The 20,073-nt window shown below is 69.9% G+C and carries 22 protein-coding genes; 7 read left to right on the plus strand and 15 right to left on the minus strand.

What is annotated here, in order from left to right; translation table 11 throughout:
• Positions 1–138 precede the first annotated feature (138 nt).
• Together ACZ4UU_RS07390 and ACZ4UU_RS07395 are read right to left on the minus strand one after the other, a co-directional pair.
• The gene (locus ACZ4UU_RS07390) at positions 139–861 is read right to left on the minus strand and encodes a hypothetical protein (RefSeq protein ID WP_468037331.1); all 723 of its coding nucleotides are present in this window, start codon (positions 859–861) and stop codon (positions 139–141) included.
• Positions 862–970: 109 nt separating this feature from the next.
• Positions 971–1,639: a helix-turn-helix domain-containing protein gene (locus ACZ4UU_RS07395; protein ID WP_468037333.1), complete on the minus strand. Its 669-nt coding sequence runs from the start codon at positions 1,637–1,639 to the stop codon at positions 971–973.
• Positions 1,640–1,917: 278 nt separating this feature from the next.
• Between ACZ4UU_RS07395 and ACZ4UU_RS07400 the strand changes: the two genes are divergently transcribed.
• Positions 1,918–2,175, plus strand: a complete 258-nt coding sequence (locus ACZ4UU_RS07400) for a hypothetical protein (RefSeq protein ID WP_468037335.1) — start codon at positions 1,918–1,920, stop codon at positions 2,173–2,175.
• A gap of 255 nt (positions 2,176–2,430) precedes the next feature.
• Here the strand turns inward: ACZ4UU_RS07400 and ACZ4UU_RS07405 are convergent, their stop codons facing one another.
• Positions 2,431–2,979, minus strand: coding sequence for a GNAT family N-acetyltransferase (locus ACZ4UU_RS07405; RefSeq protein WP_468037337.1), 549 nt, complete (start codon positions 2,977–2,979; stop codon positions 2,431–2,433).
• A gap of 137 nt (positions 2,980–3,116) precedes the next feature.
• On the opposite strand from ACZ4UU_RS07405, the gene ACZ4UU_RS07410 reads away from it, so the two are divergent.
• The 3 genes from ACZ4UU_RS07410 (at position 3,117) to ACZ4UU_RS07420 (ending at position 5,237) form a co-directional block, all read left to right on the plus strand.
• Positions 3,117–3,911 (plus strand): phosphotransferase, encoded by a 795-nt coding sequence (locus tag ACZ4UU_RS07410; RefSeq protein WP_468037339.1) that lies wholly within the window; start codon positions 3,117–3,119, stop codon positions 3,909–3,911.
• Positions 3,912–4,068: 157 nt separating this feature from the next.
• Positions 4,069–4,929, plus strand: a complete 861-nt coding sequence (locus ACZ4UU_RS07415; protein WP_468037341.1) for a GNAT family N-acetyltransferase — start codon at positions 4,069–4,071, stop codon at positions 4,927–4,929.
• Positions 4,930–5,093: 164 nt separating this feature from the next.
• Positions 5,094–5,237 (plus strand): hypothetical protein, encoded by a 144-nt coding sequence (locus tag ACZ4UU_RS07420; protein WP_468037343.1) that lies wholly within the window; start codon positions 5,094–5,096, stop codon positions 5,235–5,237.
• Between the two features lie 280 nt (positions 5,238–5,517).
• On the opposite strand, the gene ACZ4UU_RS07425 is transcribed toward ACZ4UU_RS07420, so the two are convergent.
• Positions 5,518–5,865 (minus strand): winged helix-turn-helix transcriptional regulator, encoded by a 348-nt coding sequence (locus ACZ4UU_RS07425; RefSeq protein ID WP_468037345.1) that lies wholly within the window; start codon positions 5,863–5,865, stop codon positions 5,518–5,520.
• A 51-nt stretch (positions 5,866–5,916) separates the two neighbouring features.
• Here ACZ4UU_RS07425 and ACZ4UU_RS07430 point away from each other — a divergent pair, with 51 nt between their 5' ends.
• Entirely contained in the window at positions 5,917–6,810 is an 894-nt protein-coding gene (locus ACZ4UU_RS07430) for an NAD(P)-dependent oxidoreductase (RefSeq protein ID WP_468037347.1), read from the plus strand.
• Here the strand turns inward: ACZ4UU_RS07430 and ACZ4UU_RS07435 are convergent.
• Both ACZ4UU_RS07435 and ACZ4UU_RS07440 read right to left on the minus strand, forming a co-directional pair.
• Complete coding sequence (locus ACZ4UU_RS07435; RefSeq protein WP_468037889.1) at positions 6,770–7,297, minus strand: HAD domain-containing protein; 528 nt, start codon at positions 7,295–7,297, stop codon at positions 6,770–6,772. The genes ACZ4UU_RS07430 and ACZ4UU_RS07435 overlap by 41 nt on opposite strands.
• Positions 7,298–7,350: 53 nt before the next feature.
• Positions 7,351–7,974: an RraA family protein gene (locus ACZ4UU_RS07440; RefSeq protein WP_468037349.1), complete on the minus strand. Its 624-nt coding sequence runs from the start codon at positions 7,972–7,974 to the stop codon at positions 7,351–7,353.
• A gap of 179 nt (positions 7,975–8,153) precedes the next feature.
• Here ACZ4UU_RS07440 and ACZ4UU_RS07445 point away from each other — a divergent pair, with 179 nt between their 5' ends.
• Positions 8,154–8,996, plus strand: coding sequence for a nitroreductase/quinone reductase family protein (locus ACZ4UU_RS07445; protein ID WP_468037351.1), 843 nt, complete (start codon positions 8,154–8,156; stop codon positions 8,994–8,996).
• Between the two features lie 49 nt (positions 8,997–9,045).
• Here ACZ4UU_RS07445 and ACZ4UU_RS07450 read toward each other — a convergent pair whose 3' ends face one another.
• The 5 genes from ACZ4UU_RS07450 to ACZ4UU_RS07470 form a co-directional block, all read right to left on the minus strand.
• Complete coding sequence (locus ACZ4UU_RS07450; protein ID WP_468037353.1) at positions 9,046–11,085, minus strand: HelD family protein; 2,040 nt, start codon at positions 11,083–11,085, stop codon at positions 9,046–9,048.
• 56 nt (positions 11,086–11,141) lie between these two features.
• Positions 11,142–11,768 (minus strand): TetR/AcrR family transcriptional regulator, encoded by a 627-nt coding sequence (locus ACZ4UU_RS07455; RefSeq protein ID WP_468037355.1) that lies wholly within the window; start codon positions 11,766–11,768, stop codon positions 11,142–11,144.
• A gap of 43 nt (positions 11,769–11,811) precedes the next feature.
• Positions 11,812–12,699, minus strand: coding sequence for a hypothetical protein (locus ACZ4UU_RS07460; protein ID WP_468037357.1), 888 nt, complete (start codon positions 12,697–12,699; stop codon positions 11,812–11,814).
• Positions 12,700–12,764: 65 nt separating this feature from the next.
• The gene (locus ACZ4UU_RS07465; RefSeq protein WP_468037359.1) at positions 12,765–14,954 is read right to left on the minus strand and encodes a phosphotransferase; all 2,190 of its coding nucleotides are present in this window, start codon (positions 14,952–14,954) and stop codon (positions 12,765–12,767) included.
• A gap of 251 nt (positions 14,955–15,205) precedes the next feature.
• Positions 15,206–16,078 (minus strand): winged helix-turn-helix domain-containing protein, encoded by an 873-nt coding sequence (locus tag ACZ4UU_RS07470; protein ID WP_468037361.1) that lies wholly within the window; start codon positions 16,076–16,078, stop codon positions 15,206–15,208.
• A 187-nt stretch (positions 16,079–16,265) separates the two neighbouring features.
• Here ACZ4UU_RS07470 and ACZ4UU_RS07475 point away from each other — a divergent pair, with 187 nt between their 5' ends.
• Positions 16,266–16,448, plus strand: a complete 183-nt coding sequence (locus ACZ4UU_RS07475; protein ID WP_468037362.1) for a hypothetical protein — start codon at positions 16,266–16,268, stop codon at positions 16,446–16,448.
• Here ACZ4UU_RS07475 and ACZ4UU_RS07480 read toward each other — a convergent pair.
• The 4 genes from ACZ4UU_RS07480 to ACZ4UU_RS07495 all read right to left on the minus strand — a co-directional run bounded on the left by ACZ4UU_RS07480 (position 16,439) and on the right by ACZ4UU_RS07495 (position 20,025).
• The gene (locus ACZ4UU_RS07480) at positions 16,439–17,158 is read right to left on the minus strand and encodes an HAD family hydrolase (RefSeq protein WP_468037364.1); all 720 of its coding nucleotides are present in this window, start codon (positions 17,156–17,158) and stop codon (positions 16,439–16,441) included. The two genes, ACZ4UU_RS07475 and ACZ4UU_RS07480, sit on opposite strands and share 10 nt — an antisense overlap.
• Positions 17,159–17,187: 29 nt before the next feature.
• Positions 17,188–18,057, minus strand: coding sequence for a winged helix-turn-helix domain-containing protein (locus tag ACZ4UU_RS07485; protein ID WP_468037366.1), 870 nt, complete (start codon positions 18,055–18,057; stop codon positions 17,188–17,190).
• A gap of 199 nt (positions 18,058–18,256) precedes the next feature.
• Positions 18,257–19,126 carry a GntR family transcriptional regulator gene (locus ACZ4UU_RS07490; protein WP_468037368.1) on the minus strand — a complete coding sequence of 290 codons (870 nt, stop codon included), beginning with the start codon at positions 19,124–19,126 and terminating at the stop codon, positions 18,257–18,259.
• A gap of 17 nt (positions 19,127–19,143) precedes the next feature.
• Positions 19,144–20,025: a winged helix-turn-helix domain-containing protein gene (locus tag ACZ4UU_RS07495; protein WP_468037370.1), complete on the minus strand. Its 882-nt coding sequence runs from the start codon at positions 20,023–20,025 to the stop codon at positions 19,144–19,146.
• Between the last annotated feature and the right edge of the window lie 48 nt (positions 20,026–20,073).

A 20,073-nucleotide genomic window follows, 5' to 3' on the forward strand; every position in this document is an offset into this window, starting at 1 on the left:
CCCGCAACCACAGGCCGGCTACCCGAACAACGGGCCGAGCACCTGTTAAGTGCCCGGCCCGTGCCCGATGGCCCCGTTTCACCCGCCCGTGTGACCTGGGGGTACTCGGGGCGGGCCGGTCGGGCGGGGGTCAGGGGGTTACTTGGCGGGCGGAGTCGTCTTCTTGGCGGTGGTCTTCCGCGCGCCCGTGGCCTTCTTGGCCGGGGCCTTCTTCGCGGGGGCGGCCTCGGCGGCGGGCGCGGTCCCGGTCGGCTCGGCCTCGGCCTTCCCCGTGTTGTCCGCCTTGTCCGCCTTATCCGCCTTGACCTCGACGGGCTCGGCCTTCGGTTCGACGGCCACGGCGAGTTCCTCGATCTCCTCGGCCGCCTCGCCGCGCCAGGTCTTCACGGCCTGCTCGCCGTGCTCGGCGACCTTCTCGTAGGTCTCACGGGCCTTCACGGCGTACTCGGCGGCGACACCGAGGGTGCGCAGCGCGACGTCCTGGGCGCTCTCGCCGAACTTCTTCAGGTCGGCGTCGAGGTTGCTGCCGAGCTTCTTGAAGTCCGCGTCCAGGTTGGTGCCGAACTTCTTGATGTCGGCGTCCAGGCCGCTGACGAACTCGTTGACCCTCGTCTGGAAGCTCTCCTGAGCCTCCTTCGCCTTGGCACCCGCCTCCTTGGCTCGGGCGGTGGCCTTCTCCTGGACGGCCTTCGGGTCGGTGTTGCGCACGGCCTCGAACCGCGCCGGCGCCTCGGCGCGCAGCTGCTCCACCAGGCCGGGCACCTTCTTGGCCTGCTGAAGGGCCAGGTCGGCGGTGCCGGCGGCGAAGTAGAGCGGGGTCGGGTCGCTGAGGGTCTTACGCAGGTCGTCGGTGATGGCCATGGTGCTGGTCCTCCCGGTTTGCTCTGAGGTGAGGGTTTTGGGTCCCCGCGATCGGCCGGGCCGATACTCGCCGACGCGGACGGGGGTCGCGCGTACGGCAGTTTTGCGGTCAGCCCGCCGACTGCTGGGGGTCGATCGGGTCCTCCGGGGCGGCGTCACTGCCGCCGGAGGTGCGGGTGTTGCGGGTGGTGCGGGTCTTGCGGGTGCTGCTGGTGCTGCCGGTCTTACGGGTACGGCGCGCGGCGGGCTTGCGGTCGGCGTCGGCCGTGTCGTTCGAGCCGTTCGAGCCGTTCGTGCCGCCGGTGCGGCCCGTGTCGGTCGTATCGCTTCGCTCGGAGTGCGCCGCGTCCCGGCCCGCCGAGACGGCTTCGGCTGCTCGCTGCACTGCCTCGGCGGCCTCGTCCGTCTCCCCCGCCTCGGGGGATATCCCGAACCCGTTCTCCTTGCGGAAGGATTCGTAGATCTGGAGCAGCACCTGCTTCTGCCGCTCGTTCAGCGTGGGATCGGCGAGTATGACGGCGCGCGTCTCCACCTCGTCCCGGTCCCGCTCGGCGTCGAGGATGCCGGCCCGCACGTACAGCGTCTCGGCGGAGATCCGCAGCGCCTTGGCGACCTGCTGCAACACCTCCGCGCTCGGCTTGCGCAGCCCGCGCTCGATCTGACTCAGATACGGATTGGACACCCCGGCGGCATCGGCGAGTTGCCGCAGCGACAGCTGCGCGGTGCGCCGCTGCTCGCGCAGATACTCGCCGAGATTGCCGACGTTGAGCGATGCCATGTCTCCACCTTGCCTCACCGTCGCTAACTATTGCAAGCACCCGCTTGCAAAAGTGCGCCATGCCACTGCGAAGGGGCTCCGGGAGATCGCCGCTGCCCTGTCTCCGCGATGTCTAGGCAGTCCCGTTGGTCGAAGCGACTGGTCGGCGTCGTACCGGAGGCCCGGATGGATGTGCGCGGAGTGTCGGCGGCGGACGTCGAGCTGGACTACATCAACGCAGCCGGTGTCCGTGAGCGGGGGTCTTCAGGTCGCCTGTGGCCGATCTCAAACCGGGCGGCATGCTCTACCTCAGTGATCTGCTGCTGCAGGACGACGAGCGCAACCGAGACCGCTATGCCAGGTTCGCGGAACGCTACGGCACCTACGGGGTGTTCGAGACCGGCGGCGGGGCGGTCTGCCGCCACCACTCCCGCGACTGGTTTCCCTCCCTGCTCGCCGACTTCAAGATCGCCGACACCCGCCGCATCTCCGTCGCCACCATGAACGGGCACGAAGCACAAGGGATTCAGATCCTGGCTCGACGGCGCCCCTGCTGACCACGGGGTCCGCGACAGTACGCCGATCAGCGCCTGACGGTGCAGAAGGGATGTCCAGCAGGGTCGGTGAGGACCCGCGCCCTGCCCCCATGCGGCTGGTTAATGCCAACGGCTATGCGGGACAGGACAGCCACGTCGCGGATTCCGGCACGCGGGTGGACGGCGGAGACGGGGTGGAAGCCGTTGCCACTGCTGCTCTGATCACCGCTCACGGGCCTGGCAGCAGGATTGCGACGAACCGACTGAGCGGCACGGTCACGGCACCTGGGACACGGGCGGCGTGGCCGAGGACCAGATGCCGAACCACTGCTCGGCGCCGTAGGCCTCGAAGCGCTCCACCTCGGTGAACCCCAGCTTCGCCGCGAGGCGCATCGAGCGGAGGTTGGCGGTCTGGGTGGCGAGCACCACGGGTTCACCGGGAAGCGCGCCGGCGAACCAGTCGAGTGCCGCCGCGCATGCTTCGGCGGCGTATCCGTACCCCCACGCCTGTGGCAGGAACAGGTAGCCGAGCTCAGCCTTCCCGGCCGCCTGAAGAAGGTGTCCTGTCTCGCGGGTGAGCGTGATCCGGCCGATCATCGCTCCGTCGAGATCGACGACGAAAAGGCCGGGGCGCCCGCCGGGCACCGCAGGGATGTCGCGCTCGAGTTCGTCACGTGGTCGGGGGCCGCCGACGTAGGCGCCCACCTCCGGCGAGGCCAGCAGCTCGATGACCGCCGCACGGTCCCGGGCCGCGGGCTCACGGAGTACAAGCCGCTCGGTCTTGATCGGGTCAGGCGGCCAGACGACGGGGCCGAGCTCAGTCATGACGGCCAGCCAATCAGCTGTCCCGGCTGTGGCCAAGGCGGGCGGACCGAAACTGTCTCACCGATCCTCGGGCACCGCAGGTCATCGACTTCGCTCCACCCGGACACACCTGGGACAGAACGGGTGAGAATCGGGATGTGGCCGACGACGTGGTGGAGCACTCCCTGGCCGGCGGGATAGACCAGGCCGGCACGGTCGTACGGGTCGGCGAGACGGTACGCCGTCCCGGGGGCGTGAACGCCGAGGCGGTGCGTCTGTTCCTGAAGCACTTGGAGCTGTCGGGGTTCCGCGCGGCTCCGAGGTTTCTGGGGATGGACCGGCACGGCCGGGAGATCCTGGACCACGTTCCCGGCGATGTCGCCGTGCCGCCCTTCCCGGACTGGGCGGCGGATGAGGAACTGCTGGTCAGCGTTGCTCGGCTCCAACGGGCGTTGCACGCTGCCGCGGTCGGGTTCGAGTTGCCCGACGGGGTCGTCTGGCGTGGGAGACGGCTGCCGCCGGGGGCCGAGGGCGACCTGGTCTGCCATACCGATCTTTGCCTGGAGAACGTCGTGGTGCGGGACGGCCGGGCGGTGGCCTTCATCGACTTCGACTTGGCCGTACCCGCGGACCGGCTCTTCGACATCGCGGTCGCCGTCCGGCACTGGGTGCCCCTGCGGGCTCCGTCGGACATCACCGACGCCCGGGCCGACAGCGATCTCTTCGGTCGCTTTCGTCGCTTCGCCGCGGTGCACGGTCTGACGTCCGACGAACGGGGGCGGGTGGTCGACATGCTGCAGGGCTTCCTCGACATCGCGCTGAAGGAGATCCGCGCGAGCGCGGCGGCCGGGCATCCGGGGTACGCGCGCGTGTGGGCCGACGGCTACGAGGAGATGAACAGGCGCTCCCGCGAATGGATTGCCGCCCACCGGTGTCAGTTGGCCGGGGGGTGAGGGCCTGCTGACGACCGGGAGGAGGGGGCGGCGTGCGGTCGAGTACGGGGGGGGCGACTTGCCGAGCGACCTCACCCCAGGGCCAGTTGACCAAAACCCACCACCCCCGCCCCCGCTCCCCACACCCCCCGCCGACCCGATCGGGAATGCTGACCCCATGCGCCCAGACGACTGGCACCTCGCCCAAGACGTGGACGACTTCCTCGCCCGAGCCGGAGGCTTTCTTCGGGCTCGGCCCGGGATGCATGTCATGCCGTTGACGTGGGCCGAGAGAGTGCGGACGCGTGGGGCGGAGGCGTTCGGGAGCGAGGCGCCCGTCTACGGCGTGCTGGAGCGGGCCGGCCAGGCGCACGCCGTCTTCTACCGCCTCCCGCCCCGCGCGCTGTGCCTCACCCCGCTCACACCCGAGCAGGCCGACAGCCTCGCCGCCTACCTCTCCGCACTCGGGCACTCCCTCCCCGCCGTCAGCGCGGACCACAGCACCGCCACCGCCTTCGCCGAGGCCTGGCAGCGGCACACCGGCGTCACGCCGAAACTCCGTGACATCCGGCTCCGGCTGTATCGCCTCGGCACGCTCACCCCGCCGGATCCGATGCCGGCTGGTCGGGGGCGGGTCCTGGGCGAGGAGGATCTCGATCAGGTCATGTTCTGGTGCGGCGAGTTCGCCAAGGCCGTCGGGGAAGACGTCACCATCGACGCCGAGTCGTGGGCCGGTACGCGTTACGCCGACAAGCGCTACACCCTCTGGGAGACCCCGGACGGCACCCCCGTCTCCATCGCCGGAATGAATCCGCTGATCGGCGGCCAGATCCAGGTGGACATCGTCTACACCCCGGCCCACCTGCGCGGTCGCGGCTACGCGGCGGCCGTGACGGCAGAGGTGAGCCGCGCCGCGCTGGCCGCCGGCGCGCAGGACGTCGTCCTCTTCGCCGACCTGGCCAACCCCACCAGCAACGCCCTCTACCAGCGCCTCGGCTATCGCACGCTCACCGACTGGGCGGCGTACGACTTCTCCTGACGCCCAGCCGCTCGCGGCCCCCACCGCCACCGAGCGGCTGAACCGTCCGCCCGCGCGGCGTGTCCGGGCGGGCGGACGCGGTGGCCCGGCGCAGGGTGGTCGGTACCGGCATCGGTACAGACATCGATTCGAGCGTCGGTACGGGCGTCGTCGAGGAGGAAACCGTGAAGCGTGGAGTCGCCGCCGTTCTGGCCGCTGTCGTCGCCGGGCTGATGCTGGCCGCGGTACCCGCTGCCGCCCAGGACGACCATGGGAACATCGAGCGGAACGAGTGGAACATCCCGATCGCCAACCTCCGCGTGCTCTAGAGGCCCTCGACAGACCCGCCGCATTTCGACCGTTGGTCCGCCACGACCACCGGCTGCGCCCCAAAGGGACGGTCCTTCGGCACGGCGGGTTCTACCTCTGACTGGGAGCCGCGTCGTCCGTCGTGGCGCCAGGGGTTCAGGGGCTGAGCGGGCACGGTCGCAGCCGTACGCACCACGCCGATACCCACTTTTTTGTGGGTACTTGGCAGCGCGCCGCCGTCGTCCGACCCTTGATGTGGGTGATCGACGACGGCGCGGCGGACGGAGGTGGCGTTTCGGTTCAGGAGACCGGCTGGGCACCGGTCAGCCGCTCCAGGCGGCGGTGGCCCCAGTCGGAGAGCGGGCCGAGAGCCTCGGCCAGGTCGCGGCCGAATTCGGTCAGTGAGTAGACGGTCTTCAGCGGCAGTACGTCGTACACCTCACGGTCCACCAGACCGTCCGCCTCCATCTCGCGCAGCGCCTGGGTCAGCACCTTCTCGCTGAGGCCGGGCAGCCGACGGCGCAGTTCCGCCGGGCGCAGCGGGCCGGACTCCAGCAGCCAGAGCAGCGACGTCTTCCACTTGCCGTCCACCACCGCGATCGCGGCGGTCACTCCGCAGACGTTCGGATCATGGCGCCGACGCGACATGTCACCACCCCTTTTGTCATCAATTATCGCCACCCTACAGGGAGTTGAGTCATGCCCACCTTCGACCACGAGTCCACCGTCACCGTCATCGGTCTCGGCCCGATGGGCCGGGCGCTGGCCGGTGCGTTTCTGGACGCGGGCCTGCGTGTCACCGTCTGGAACCGCACGCCGGGGCGGGACCGGGAGCTCGTCGACCGCGGTGCCACGTCGGCCGCGTCCGCCGCCGAGGCGGTCGCCGCCAGTGCGCTGACCGTCGTCTGCGTGGTGAACTACGACGCCGCCGACTCCGTCCTGCGGCAGGACGCGGTCACCGACGCGCTCAAGGGCCGTACGGTCGTCAATCTGACCGCCGACACCCCGGACCGGGCCCGGGAAGCGGCCGCCTGGGCGGACGCGCACGGCATCCGTTACCTGGACGGCGCGATCATGGCGATGACCACGACCATCGGGACACCTGACGCGGTGGTCATCTACAGCGGTCCCGAGGAGCTGTACCGCGAGCACCAGCCCGTCCTGGACACGCTCGGCGGCACCCACACCCACCTCGGCGAGGACATCGGCCGGGCCGCCGCCTACGACATCGCGCTGCTCGACATCTTCTGGACGGCCATGTCGGGCTACGCACACGCCCTGGCCATGGCGCGGGCCGAGGGCATCACCGCGACTGAACTTCTCCCCTTCGCGCAGGGCATCGGCACGATCATGTCGCCGCTCTTCGAGGAGTTCGCGGGCGACGCCGACGACGGCACCTACTCCGGCGAACTCAACCCGATCACCTCCGGCGCCTCCTCCATGGCCCACATCGTCGAGACCTCGGAGGCCCACGGCATCGACGCGGGCGTCATGCGCGCGGCCGAGGGCCAGGCCCGCCGGGCCATCGGACTGGGGCACGGGACGGACGGGATCACCCGGGTGGCCGAGGTACTGGCCCGCCATTTGCGCTGACCCACTCCACCAGCACGGCGAAGTCCCGCTCGGTCAGGCCGTAGCGGTGGTCGACGTGGTGGAGCAGAGCGGGCGCGCGATGGTGGCCGGCCACCCAGGCCCGGTCGGCGTCGGTGATCTCGTCGTCGACCCAGACGAAGGGCCGCCCCGCGGCCCGTGCCACCAACGGCCGTGTCTTCCAGTGCGGGACGCGCGGCCCGAGCCGGGGTTCGTCGCCCTCGTCCGGCCACTCCACCACCGGCAGCGCGGGCAGCCCGAGCCACGGCGCGAGGCAGGTGTTCGCGTCGTCCAGCCAGGTCGTGGCCCACACCAGCTCACAGCCGAGCGCGGCGAGTTCGGCCAGGCGGACGCCGAGGGCGGGGGCGACGCGGGAGAGCAGGGGGTGGACGGCCGTCTCGGGAAGCGGGTGGGCCGCCTCGTACACGGGGTACGGGCGGTCCGCCCCGAACGGGACCAGCGTTCCGTCGACATCCAGGAACACCAGCACCGAGGACGGCACGGGAGGCGCCGAAGGATCCGAAGGGACCGGTGGGAGCGGGTTCACGCCTCGAACCCGCCCTCCGCCAGGATCCTGTCGATCCGGGCGCGGTGGGCCGTCTCCCAGTCGTCGAGGGATTCCTCCGCCTCCTTGGCCAGCTTGGTGCGGGCCGCCGCGAGGATCTCCTCCCGGCGGGCCGCGGGGACGACCACGACGCCCTCCTCGTCGGCGACCACCACGTCCCCGGCGTCGACCGCCACGCCGCCGCAGCTCACCCGCTCGTTCAACGGCCGTACGGCCGCCTTGGTGCCCGGGACCGGGATGACGCCCCGCGCGAAGACCGGGAAGCGTGCCTCCCGCACCTCCGCGAGGTCCCGGATCACGCCGTCGGCGACGAACGCGGCGATTCCGCGGCGCTGGGCCACGGCACAGACGTTTCCGCCGGCCAGGGCGTAGTCGAGATCGCCCGACTCCACGACCACGACCGAGCCGGCCGGGGCACGGTGGATGGCGGCGTGCAGCATCAGGTTGTCGCCGGGCGGGCACGACACCGTGTACGCCGGTCCGGCGACGCGCGGGACGGGGCCCCACAGCGGGCGGATGCCGACGCCCATGACCTGCGCTCGGCCCAGCAGGTCGGCGAGCGTCGTCGTGGGGATGTCCTGGAATTGCGTGGCGGTCGTCATGGGACGCACGGTACTGTCCTGATCCATGACTGCCGGGTCGGCCATGTGCCGTGAGCGAGTTGGGTGTTGCCCGGCCTCTGAGTGAGGCTGTGGCGGCGGGCCAGGAGCCCGCCTCTTTCTCTTCGCCTTTCCCTCCGTGCCCTTCGTACGGACATCCAGCGACAGAGAAAGAGACAGAATTGCCCCACGATTTCAACCAGCAGGTCATCGAGGAGTTCCGCGCCAACAAGGGCCGCGTCGGCGGCTACTTCGAAGGCGCCCGGCTCCTGCTGCTCACCACTACCGGCGCCCGCACCGGCCGCCCGCACACCACCCCCGTCGGCTACCTTCCCGACGGCGGCGACCGAGTGCTCGTCATCGCCTCGGCCGCCGGCGCCCCGAAACACCCGGCGTGGTTCCACAACCTCCGGGCGAACCCGCGAGTGACCATCGAGAGCGGCGCGTTCACCTACGAGGCGCGGGCCGTCGTCCTCGACGGCGAGGAGCGTGACCGGGCCTTCGCTCGGGCCGTGGAGGCGGATCCGGGCTGGGCGGCGTACCAGGAGAAGACGGAAAGGGTGATTCCCGTCGTCGCCCTGTACGAGATCGCCCAGGGCGGGCCCCCGAACATCAACGCCTCCTCCATGGGCGAGGCCATCAAGGTCGTCCACGACGCCTTCCGCCGCGAACTCGCCCTGATCCGCGAGGAGATGAGCACCGGCGGCGGTACGACCCTCGGCGCCCAGCTGCGCGTCAACTGTCTGACCTTCTGCGCGGGCCTGCACAACCACCACACCGGCGAGGACATCGGCATGTTCCCGGTGCTGGCCGACCGCCACCCCGAGTTCGCGCCCGCGCTGGCCCGGCTCGGCGAGGAGCACGAGCGGATCGCCGAGCTCGTCGAGGACCTGCGCCGCGTGGTGTCCGCCGAGGACGCGGACCCGGCCGCCGCCCGCGCCGAGGTGGAACGGCTCACGGCGGCGCTGGAGGCGCATCTGACGTACGAGGAAGAGCAGTTGATGCCGCTCCTGGCAGCGGTGTGACCGCGCGCGGGAGGCCGTCGCCCTTCGGGGCCCTCACCCTTCGGGGCTCTCACCACGGCAACGGCCTCCCGTGCACCACCTCAAGACCCGCCACGGCCCGCGTCACCACCACATACAGCCGGTGCAGCCCCCGCGCCTCGGCCTCCACGATCGCCGCCGGCTCCACGGCGACGACATGGTCGTACTCCAGCCCCTTCACCACACTCGCCGGCACGACGGCCACCCGCGCCCCGAGCTCGTCCGCGCCGCCCGCCTCGATACCGGCCGACCACAACGCCTCCCGCACCCGGTCCACGTCCCCGTCCGCGGCGACGACCCCGACGGACCCCTCCCGGCCCAGCGCGTCCCGGACGGCACCCACGACCGCCCCCGGCAGATCCCCGTCCGCCGGCCGGAACCGCAGCTCCCCGTCGCCCCGCAGCGAACGGGCCGCCGGCACCGCCACGTCCAGCCGCTCCAGCAGCCGGTTGGCCAGCGCCAGCACCGCCCGGGGTACCCGGAACCCGGTGGTGAGCGGCACGACCACCGCGTCGGGCTTCCCCAGGTGGGCCAGCACGGTCTCCCAGGACCGCGCCGCCCACGCGGTCGTCCCCTGTGCCAGGTCCCCGAGCACGGTCACCGACCCGAAGGCGGCCCGGCGCGCGATCGCCCGGCACTCCATCGGCGACAGGTCCTGCGCCTCGTCGACGACGACATGACCGTACTGCCGCGGATGCTCGATGAGCCCGGCCACCTCGTCGAGCAGCACGAGGTCGGCGGCCGACCAGCGCGCCGACTTCCACGACCGCGGCGGCCGCGCCCACAGCAGCGCCTTCTGCTCGTCAGCGGCCAGCAGCCCGTCGGCGGCCTCCGCCAACGCATCGGGATCCATGAGCAGTCGGCACACGACCTCCTCCGGCCGCACCCGGGGCCACACGGCGTCGACGTACTCCCCGACCTCCCGCGCGCGCGAGATCTTCTTCAGCCACGCGGCGCCCGGCGGTCCGCCCCGCCGCTCGGCCTGCTCCAGGATCCGCCGCACGACCCGCGTGCGCACCCGCTCCCGCCCCACGGCGTACGGCGGCTCCTCGGCCCGCACCCCCGCCACGATCCGCCGCAGCTCGCCCTCCGCCACCCGCCACCGATACGACCCCTCGGGCACGGCCAGCGGACCGATCCCGTCGCCCTCGTCCACGCGCGCGTACAGGGCACGCCGCAGCACCTCGGCCATCCGGGCGTCGTGCTTGACGACTGCGGCCCTCTCGTCGTCCGTGCCCTTGACCGGATGCCGGGCGATCTCGTCCCGCGGCGTGGACTGCCGTACGCCGGTCTCGCCGAGGGCGGGCAGCACCTCGGCGATGTAGGAGAGGAAGGTCGGGTTCGGCCCGAGGATCAGCAGGCCGCCACGGCGGATGCGCTGCGGATGGGTGTAGAGCAGGTACGCGGCGCGGTGCAGGCCGACGGCGGTCTTGCCGGTGCCCGGCGCACCCTGGACGCACACGGAGAGGGCGAGGTCGCCTCGTACGAGATCGTCCTGTTCGGGCTGGATGGTGGCCGCGATGTCGCGCATGGGTCCGACGCGGGGCCGTTCGATCTCCCGCGCGACGATCTCGCTCGCCCCGGACTCGCCCGCCCCGAGGTGCTCGTCCTCCATCCCGGTGAGGTCGGCGGAGTCCCCGCGGCTGCCCGGAGCCCAGCCGAATCGTCGCCGTACGGCGACGCCCTGCGGGTCGCGGGCGCCGGCCTGGTAGAAGGCGCGGGATACGGGGGCGCGCCAGTCGACGACGAGGGGTGGCTCGGCGGGGTGCTCGCTGATCCGCAGCCGCCCGATGTGCAGCGCCTGCTGCTCCGGGCCGCCGAAGTCCAGCCGCCCGAAGAACAACGGCCCTTCGGGCAGCTCGTGCATCGCCTTGGCCTGGCTGCGCAGCTGGTATCCGAGGACCTCGGCGTCGGCACCCGAGGCGGAGGCGCTCTCGCCGATGACGACCTGTTCGTCGGCGCCGTCGACCATGGCGGCGAGGGCGGTCCGGCAGCGGTCGTGGTGCGCGCGTTCCTGGTCGAGGGCGTGGCGGAGGCGGTTCTGGTGGAGGGCGGGGTCGGGTGACGTCATTCCATGGAGCGTACCGAAATAACGTAACCGAGTTAAATCTTTTACCGAGCTTCAGTTCAGTGGGCGACCAGCCCGGGCAGCCCGGCCGCCAACACCCCGAACGCCCGCTCGGCGGCGGCCACGGCATCCGCCCGCACCTCGGTCGCCCGCTCCCCCGCCGCGATCCGCCGCCAGTTCTCCTGCGCGAGGATCCGCTGCACCGCCACGATCTGCCCCGCGGCCAGCCGCGCCTGAAGCCCTCCCCCGAGCGCCTCGGCGAGCGCGGCCTCCGAACGCTCCAGGTAGCCGTACATACGAGCGACCAGCGCGGGAGTCCCGTACAGCAACGACTGGTAGGCGAGCACCTCGGGATGGTCATTGAGGCCGGTGATCGGGTCGCACCGCTCCAGCCCGTCGAGAAAGTGCCGCCGCAACGCCTCGACCGGCGACGGGCCCTCCCGCACGACCCGCGCTGCCTCGCCCTCGTGATCGGCGAACCGGTACAGGACGAGATCCTCCTTCGTCGGGAAGTACCGGAACAGCGTCGGCTTGGAGATCTCCGCGGCGGCGGCGACGTCGGCGACGGAGACGGCGTCGAAGCCCTTCTCCAGGAAGAGGCGGACGGCGGTGTCCGAGACGGTCTGGTACATCCGCTGCTTCTTGCGTTCGCGGAGGCCGATCTCACTGGTACCCGACTCGTTCATGCCGGTGAGCCTATGCTCCCGTCCCGTCGGCCGCCGCTCGGCCTCAGGCAGCCGCCTGCTGTCGCCACTCCGGGCTCTTCGCCAGGAACCAGAGGTCGTCGAAGTGCTTGTTCCACGTCGAGACGGCCGCCTCCGCGGCCGCCGTTCCTTTGCGGGACCACACGTTGAGATCGGTCTTGAACCCCTTCGGGTCGTAGTACTGGTCGCCACTCTGATTCAGCCGCATCCGCGCGGACAGGTCGTACAGACCGTGCAGGACGAGTTCCCGGTTGAAGAGGCAGATCTTGTCGCGCGGAATGCCGGGGTAGAGGCGGTACTCGCAATGGACGGTCAGGCTGGGGGAGACGGAGAGCTGCTCGGCCAGTTCGGACAGTATGTCGTCGTACTCGCGACAGCGCTGCGCCATACGCCGGCGGAACGCCTCGTCATCCTCGGGATGATCGCCGTCGCCCACCTTGGACGGCACGATCATCGGCTGCCCGAAGTCCGGGACCAGCATGCGGATCGAGACGCTCCGGGTGGGCCCGGGATTGTCGGAGAGGTCCTCGAGCCGATGGTAGAGCGCGTGGTACAGGGTCTCGCCGGTGTAGCCGAGGAAGCCGATCTCCACATGCCGGGCCTGGAAGGCCTCGCTGACGAAACTGCCCAGCTGGCTGGAGTTCACGAGGGCACGAGTCGGTGCCCTGACCGACGACGAGAGCTCCTTGACCTGGTCGTACAGCACATATCCGACGAGGCTCAGCAGCGCGCCACCGAGATAGGCCTTGCCCTCGAGTGCGTCCCCGACCGGCTTGACGAACTGAGCCGTCAGCCCGGTGGCGAAGATCCCCAGCAGCAGGAACCTGACCACCATGGGCTCGAAGCGCTCCTGAAAACGCTTCAGCCTCTGCCCCATGCCGACGTCGGTCGCTCCGCTCCCCCGCTCGGGCATGCCCGCCCCCTTCCACCGCTCATATGCCCCTGTACAAACCGGCCTTGGGTGGAGTCATGGTCCCCTCAGACCAGGGCGCGGGCAAGATAGGGGTTCGCCGTGGAGCGGGCCGGCATGCCGAGCGAGCCCGTGGCCGCCGCCAAGGTCATCGCGTAGGAGTCGACGGCCCGGCGGACGTTGGGGGCGTCCAGGCTCGCGCCGGTGACCAGGCGGTCGAGGTCCACATACGCGGAACGCACGATCTCGATCCAGCGGTAGACACGCCAGTCGCGGCGCCAGTTGACGGTGTACTCGGGGGCCAGCCGACGCTCCCAGCGGCGGAACATGCGGTCGCGGATCTCCGGGCGGGTGGGTGTCAGGTGCATATGGCGGACCAGGTCGTAGAGCGGATCGCCGACCACTGCCATCTCCCAGTCGATGATGGTCAGCGCCAGCTCGTCGTCGCGGCGGACGAGGTTCCACGGGTTCAGGTCGCCGTGCAGGAGGGCGGGTCTGCGCTCACTCACCTGGTAACGCGACAGGATCTCCCGCAACCTGGGCGCGTCGGGGAGTCCGAGAAGCCGGGCCAGCTGCTGCGACTCCTTCGGCAACTCCGCCACCAGATGCACGATCTGCTCGCTCAGCCAGGCGTAGTAGAGGCCCTCGCCGGCCGCCGGGTCGAGCTGTTTGTAGTCCACCCACGTCAGCTCGACGAGCTGGTCGACGAGCCGGTCGGCCTCGTGCGGCAGCAGCCCGTGCACCGGATGGTTGGGCGGCTGATCGATGTCGCGCGGTCCCTCGTAGGTGTGGATGGCGAAAGGTTCCCCCTGGTAACTCGTGCCGAGGGCGAGGAACTTCGGTGCCGCTACCGCGATCCCCGACACCTCGATGGCCCGCAGCACGGCGTGCTCACTGAGAAAGCCGCGCTCACGGCGGCACACGTTCGCCACCTTGCGCCGCACCACCACCGAGACGTCGACGCCCGGAACCCTGACCACCGAATTGAGGTGCCCCGTGCCCTTGAACACCCGTCTGGCGGGTGCCGCCCCCTCCGCGAACAGAGCGTGCCGAACGGCCGACAGCGGAAAATCGGGATGCTCCGGAACTCGCAGATCGGGATGCCAGTCCTCGCAGGCCTTCATCTCGGCGGACAGTCCGACGCCGCCGTTGCGTGCGGCCCGCCACCGGAAGAGGATCCGCTGGATCTCACGCTCATCGGGCAGGTTTCTGAGCCTGAGCGGCTCGGCCGCGGCCTCCAGCGCCCGGCGCACCGACACGATGGCCTCGTCCAGGCTCTTCTGGTCACGCGAACCCTGCAGCGAGTTGGCGGCCCGCATCACGTCCGGGTAGACGGACTGCGCCCGCTCGAAGGCGACGTAGTGCCGCAGGTCCTTGGCAAGGCCGTTGACCGCCGCGGGCCGGATCCGCTGCATGGCGGCCGCCCACGCGTCGATGACCTCGTCCCACTGGTGGATCGGGTAGCGCATGCGGACGAGGTGGGTCGCGAGATCGTGCAGCGGATCGCCGTAGGTGGCCAGCTCCCAGTCGACGCAGATGAGCGGCGGGTCACCGCCGTACGACATGATCAGGTTGTCCCGGTGCAGGTCCGCGTGGAGCAGGCTGTACGGCCGCCGGGTCATCGCGGGTACCCGCTCCGCCAACCGGATCAGGGCGTCCTCGGGGATGCCCAGGGCCGCGAACAGCCCACCGAACTCAGTCCAGTTGGGCTGCCTGACCTGACGGTCCGCCATGATGGCCAAGGTCTGGAGAAAGCCCTGACTGTCCGTGTCGTCGTTGTTGGGCCAACCCGCCGGCAGGGGTGGCAGCGCACCCCTGCGCACCTGAGCCATCTGCGCGAGCAGACCGGCCAGCGCCTTGATGAGCAGGGTGTCGACGGGTTTGCCGTTGCCGCACACGCTGGAGAGCGGAACGCCCTCCACATAGCTGTGGAGAGCGAAGTCGTCCCCCTGGACGAGACACTGGGGAACATGGGGCAGGATTCCCCTGATGGCGCCGAGGATCTCCGCCTCGTCCTGCCAGGTTCTGATCACCACGGGCAGCGCCTCGGTGCGCCGCATCCGCACGGTCACCGACGTACCGGCCTCACGGCCCAGCAGCCGGGCGACGTCATCCGTCAGCGGCAGCACATAGTTCAGGTTGTGGTGCCCGCTGGTCAGCTGCCCTTCCCGTCGGGCCCGCTCCAGGAACCACCGCAGGGCGACGGCGGTCGCGGCACGTTCCCCGAGGTAAGGACGGGGACGAGGTCGTGGACCCACGGGCCGCTCCGAGTGATTCGCGCAAGACACGGAAGGTACGGCAACACTAGTTGCCAGGGGTAACAGGCACGACCGGAGTCAAGCTCGAGTAGCCAGAACGGGTGATTCTGCCACTCTTCTTACTGAGTCGTCCCTGAAGGTCGTTTCGAGATTGGCTTGTTCGCCACCTCATACGCGCGGAACAGAGCGGTTGCTCAGGCGGTGCGCAGATGCTAGCGCACTCGCCCATACCCTTTTCGCCAGGCACCCGCCTACACGGCGAGCAGGTTCCAGACCGAGTCGAACCACGCCCGCATGCTGTCCACGAAGACGGAGCCGGCCGAATCCGGGGCCTCGTCCTTCATGTGGTGAGTCAGGGTGGCACCGAGACCCAGGACGTCGAGAGCATTGATCACTTCATCGGTGTCCAGCGACATCGGGCGCTCGATCACCTCGTACATGCCGTGCAGGGCTTCGACGCCGTTGAGCAGATAGAGCTTGAAGGTCGGCGTCAGCGGCGCGTGCCGGACCTCCATGTCGACGGACCCGACGAGTTCCTCGGTCGTCAGGTCCTTGAGCGCCGACTGCATCGACTCCGTGTGGCGCCTGCTGATGCCCCGCAGCCTTTCGCGCGGGCGAGGATCGTCCTTGGTGTCCTTGGCGCGCGGGTAGGGCAGGAACAGGTCCTCGTCCGGCAGGAGCATGCGCAGGGAGATGCGCTGCGGCGTGATGGAACCCGCGCGGATCCGCTCCACCTGGAGGCGTATGTGAGCGTCCAGGGACTCAGAGGTCAACGTGTAGACGTCCAGGGTGACTTCGGGTTGCTCGAAGGCCTCGCTGATGAACGGGCCCAGGGTCGCGCCACGGCGCAACCTGGTGGCCTTGGCCGCCGAGGACTGGATGAGCTGGGTTTTGATCACCCGGGAACCACTGCCCCGCCGGGATTCGATCCAGCCTTCGCCGACCAGTTCCCGCAGCGCCCGCTGAACGGTGTCGCGGGAGACACCGAACTCCACCGCGAGATCGCGCTGCGAGGGAAGAAAGGACCGAAGCGCGTACGTGCCGTCGGTCATCCGGGCACGGAGTTCGTCGGAGACCCGCTGAAACTCCCTGCCGCCGCCTTCGCCGGGGTGCTGTGCGTCCACCTGTGGACCGTACCGCCTTCCATCCACCGGCAAACCAGGACCCAGTCAACTACCCGACCAGAAGAGTGGGTTGGCATGACCGCAGTGGTTAAGGGATCAATCGGACCGGGCAGACAACTCTCAAGTCAACCAGTCCAATTGGACTGACAGTTGAGGTGAAGCACGAAAGTGGAGGGTAGGTGGCGGCATGCTCGTGCTCCAGGTGTCGGGGGATCTCTTCGTGCTCGTCCTGGGCCGGCTCGCGGAGGCCAGGCTCGGAGGTGTCGGCGTACTGCTGCTGTTCCTGACCGGGGTGGCCCTACGCGCCCGACGTACCGACCTGGCCACCGTGACAGCCACGCTGTTCGCCCTGCTGATGATTCAGGCCTGAGTCCGTAGCACCTTCAGGATCGGCTCCAGCGAGGCCACGATCGAGGTGGCCCCGGCCTTGCGCAAGAGCTTCTCCTTGTGGGCGTTACGCGCGTAGCCGAGGAACGGGACCCGCGCCTGCTGGGCGGCGGCGAAGTCGGAGGGGGTGTCGCCGATCATCAGGGCGGTGGAGGGGGCCGCGCCCATGGCGTTCAGGGCGCGGTTGAGGCAGTGCGGGTCGGGCTTGAGGTGGTGGAGGTTCTGGGTGCGGCCGTAGATGTGAGGGCTGAAGCAGGGGACCAGACCGCGGCTGTTCAGGTACGTGCGCACCACGCGCGGGGAGTTGTTGGTGGCGATGGCCAGCCGGGAGCCCATGGCCGTCCAGGTGCGTATCAGCGGGTCGGCGTACGCGGTGGGCATCGCGGAGTCGGTGGCCCGCAGCTCCTCCGTGGTGAGACGCTCCTCCAGTTCCGCCACCAGGTCGCTGCCGGGACGCCGGCGATCGACGGCACGCAGCACGACGTGCGGGTCGAGAGAGCCGCGTTCCTCCTCCGTCAGCAGGCCGTGCAGGCCGCGGCCGGCGAGCCAGTCCACCAGGTCGGTCGCCACCCGCTCCGCCGAGTGCCCCGCGAACAGCCGGCAGATCGGACCGTCGAAGTCCCACAGGACGACTCGGGCACGCGTGACCGACTCCCGCAGTTCCGCTATCTCTGTCTCCGTCTCGGACGCCACCGGTTCAGTCTGCTTCGTATCAGAAGTCACTAGGAGAGTGTCATGTCCGTCGTGATGGTTTCCCAGAGGCCGTCGAACCACTTCTGGGATTCCGCCACGAACGCGGCGTCGCGCTCCCCGGCCTGCTCCTCGAAGGAGAAGAGCACGGACTTCGAGCCCAGTGCGTCGTACATGTCCAGCATCGCGCTCTCGTACTCCTCCTGGCGCTCGGTGAGGACGTAGTAGCCGATCAGCGCCTCCGAACCGTTGAGCAGATACAGCTTCACCGGCGGCGTGAACGGCAGTGCCCGGAAGGTGACATGGACGTCGATGCCGTGCGTGGAGCGTACGGCGAGCAGGTTGTGCCGCAGCACCTGTGCCTGGGCGTTGCGCATCTCCAGCCAGCGTTGGTGGACCAGGTCGCCCTCGCCGTTCTCGACCGGGACCGGGAAGGCGAGGTTGATCTTCCGGGACGGCAGCAGGATGCGGACCTCGATCGACTCGGGGCGCACCCGGCCCTCGTGGATCAGGCGGATGGACTCCCCCAGGGCGACCATCAGGCTCTCGGACGTGAGACAGACGGCGTCGATACGGACGTGCGACGCCGAGAACGCCGCCATGAGCCGGGGCGCCAATCCGACCATCGTCGGCTGCGGCCCCTCCCGCACGGCCGTCGCCCCGGCGACCCTCGGCGGACTTCCCCTGCTCACGTTGGTGAGCAGACCGTCCTGCTGAAGGGCGCGCAGAGCCTGGCGCACGGCACCGCGCTCCACACCGAACTCCTCGGCGAGCTCGGACTGCGTGGGCAGCCGGTCACCCGGCTTGAGCTCGCCGAGACGGATCCGCTCCCGCAGGACCTCGGCGATCTCCTGGGGCGAGTGCCTCTTGCTGCCGTTCACGGCCACGCTCTCCTGGGTCACAACCGAACGCTACAACTCCCCGTCAACTACTGAGAGTTGCCTGAAGTACGCAGATGACTGGGGGCCAAGTCGGGACAACTTGATTTCAGTTGGCCCAAGTTAGCCGAGTTGGCAGGGCAATCCTTGCATCCCCAGGAACGCGAAGGCGGAAACCCCGGCCCGCCGGCTGCCGCGTCCCCTCCGGTTGTCCTTCGAGGTGTCATTCGGACAGTGTCAGATCAGTTGCGATCGTTTCCCAGAGCGCGTCGAACCATTTCAGCGACTCCTCGACGAAGGCGCCGTCGCGGCCGCCCCTGCTGCCGGCGAACGAGAAGAGCATCGCCTTGTGACCGCTCACGTCGTAGGTCTGGATCTCGCCGCCCGCGGTGTCCCGCGGCCGCTCACCGACCTGGTAGTAACCGAACACCGCCTCCTCCCCGTTGAGCAGGTACAGCTTCACCGGCGGCGTGAAGGGCAGTTCCTTGTAGGTCACGCGGACGTCGCCGACCCTGTTCTCGCCCTCCCTCGTCAGCCTCTTCAGCGTGCTGCGCAGGACCTTCAACTGGCTGTCGCGCTGGTTCATCAGCTCCTCGTGGATGGCCTGCGCCCGCGAGGCGTCCCCCTCCTCGACCGGGACCGGAAAGGCCAGGGCGAGGCCACGGGCGGGCACCAGACAGCGGAGCTGGATCGATTCGGGGCGCAGCCGGCCCCGGTGGATCAGCCGGAGCGGTTCGGAGAGCGCCAGGATCAGGGTCTCGGCGGTGAAGCAGACGACGTCGACCAGCACGTTCCTGCTCTCGAACGCCCGCTCCAGGCAGGTGTGCAGGATCGCTGTCGTCTGCTGGGGGCCGTCGGGCTCGGGGGCCGCCTCGAAGACCCGGGGCGGGCTGCCCTTGCCCGTGTTGCTGAGCAGTCCGTCCTGCTGGAGGATGCGCAGCGCCTGCCGCACCGTGCCGCGTTCGACACCGAACTCGGCGGCGAGCTGCGACTGGGTCGGCAGTTTGTCGCCCTTCTTGAGCTCGCCACTGCGGATACGGCCCCGCAGGGTGTCCGCGATGCCCTGGGGCAACCCCTTGTTGCTGCCGGCCACTACGTCGTTCTCCTGGGTCAGCTGTTCAGGTTCAGGTCTGTGGTGATGGTTTCCCACAGGGCGTCGAACCACTTCTGGGACTCCGTCACGAACGCGACGTCACGCCGGCCGGCCGCCTCCTCGAAGGAGAAGAGGAGCGACTCGGTGCCCAGCACGTCGTACACGTCCGTGGGCCCGGACTCCAAGGGTCCCTCACGCCGGCCGATCATGTAGTAGGAGAACAGCGCCTCGACGCCGTTGAGGAGGTACAGCTTCACCGGCGGCGTGAAGGGCAGGGCCCGGAAGGCGACACGGACGTCGATCCCGTGCGAGTAGCGCAGTGCCTGGAGGTTGTGACGCAGGACCTGTCCCTGGGCGTTGCGCCGGGCCAGCCAGTCCTGGTGGACGGGATCGTCGTCGCTGTGCCCCTCGACCGAGATGGGGAAGGCGAGGTTGATCTCCCGTGACGGCAGCAGGATCCGGGCCTCGATCGACTCGGGGCCCACCCGGCCCTCGTGGATCAGGCGGAGGGGTTCGCTCAGGGCCAGCATCAGGGTCTCGGCGGTGAGACAGACCGCGTCGATGCGCACCCGCGGCGCGGCGAACGCCTCCGCCAGCCTGGGGGCCAGCGCCACCATCGTCGGCTGCGGCTCCTCCCGGGTGGGCGTCGACTCGGCGATCCGCGGCGGGCTGCCCTTGCTCACATTGCTGAGGAGTCCGTCGTCCTGGAGTGCCCGCAGGGCCTGGCGCACGGCACCGCGCTCCACACCGAACTCCTCGGCGAGCTCGGCCTGGGTGGGCAGGCGGTCCCCGGCCCTGAGCTCGCCGCTGCGGATACGTTCCCGCAGGATGTCGGCGATCTCCTGGGGCGAGGGTCTCCTGCTGCCGTTCACTGCCACGCTCTCCTGGGTCACGACCAAACGCTACAACTCCCATCCATCTACGGGGAGTTGTCCGAAGGTTGTTTA

Source organism: Streptomyces sp. NPDC028907 (assembly GCF_055564995.1).

Bases quoted from the DNA above. Each gene is read 5' to 3' on its own strand.
- ACZ4UU_RS07390 (WP_468037331.1), bottom strand. From the start codon at position 861: ATGGCCATCACCGACGACCTGCGTAAGACCCTCAGCGACCCGACCCCG.
- ACZ4UU_RS07395 (WP_468037333.1), bottom strand. From the start codon at position 1,639: ATGGCATCGCTCAACGTCGGCAATCTCGGCGAGTATCTGCGCGAGCAG.
- ACZ4UU_RS07400 (WP_468037335.1), top strand. From the start codon at position 1,918: ATGCTCTACCTCAGTGATCTGCTGCTGCAGGACGACGAGCGCAACCGA.
- ACZ4UU_RS07405 (WP_468037337.1), bottom strand. From the start codon at position 2,979: ATGACTGAGCTCGGCCCCGTCGTCTGGCCGCCTGACCCGATCAAGACC.
- ACZ4UU_RS07415 (WP_468037341.1), top strand. From the start codon at position 4,069: ATGCGCCCAGACGACTGGCACCTCGCCCAAGACGTGGACGACTTCCTC.
- ACZ4UU_RS07425 (WP_468037345.1), bottom strand. From the start codon at position 5,865: ATGTCGCGTCGGCGCCATGATCCGAACGTCTGCGGAGTGACCGCCGCG.
- ACZ4UU_RS07430 (WP_468037347.1), top strand. From the start codon at position 5,917: ATGCCCACCTTCGACCACGAGTCCACCGTCACCGTCATCGGTCTCGGC.
- ACZ4UU_RS07440 (WP_468037349.1), bottom strand. From the start codon at position 7,974: ATGACGACCGCCACGCAATTCCAGGACATCCCCACGACGACGCTCGCC.
- ACZ4UU_RS07450 (WP_468037353.1), bottom strand. From the start codon at position 11,085: ATGACGTCACCCGACCCCGCCCTCCACCAGAACCGCCTCCGCCACGCC.
- ACZ4UU_RS07455 (WP_468037355.1), bottom strand. From the start codon at position 11,768: ATGAACGAGTCGGGTACCAGTGAGATCGGCCTCCGCGAACGCAAGAAG.
- ACZ4UU_RS07460 (WP_468037357.1), bottom strand. From the start codon at position 12,699: ATGCCCGAGCGGGGGAGCGGAGCGACCGACGTCGGCATGGGGCAGAGG.
- ACZ4UU_RS07475 (WP_468037362.1), top strand. From the start codon at position 16,266: ATGCTCGTGCTCCAGGTGTCGGGGGATCTCTTCGTGCTCGTCCTGGGC.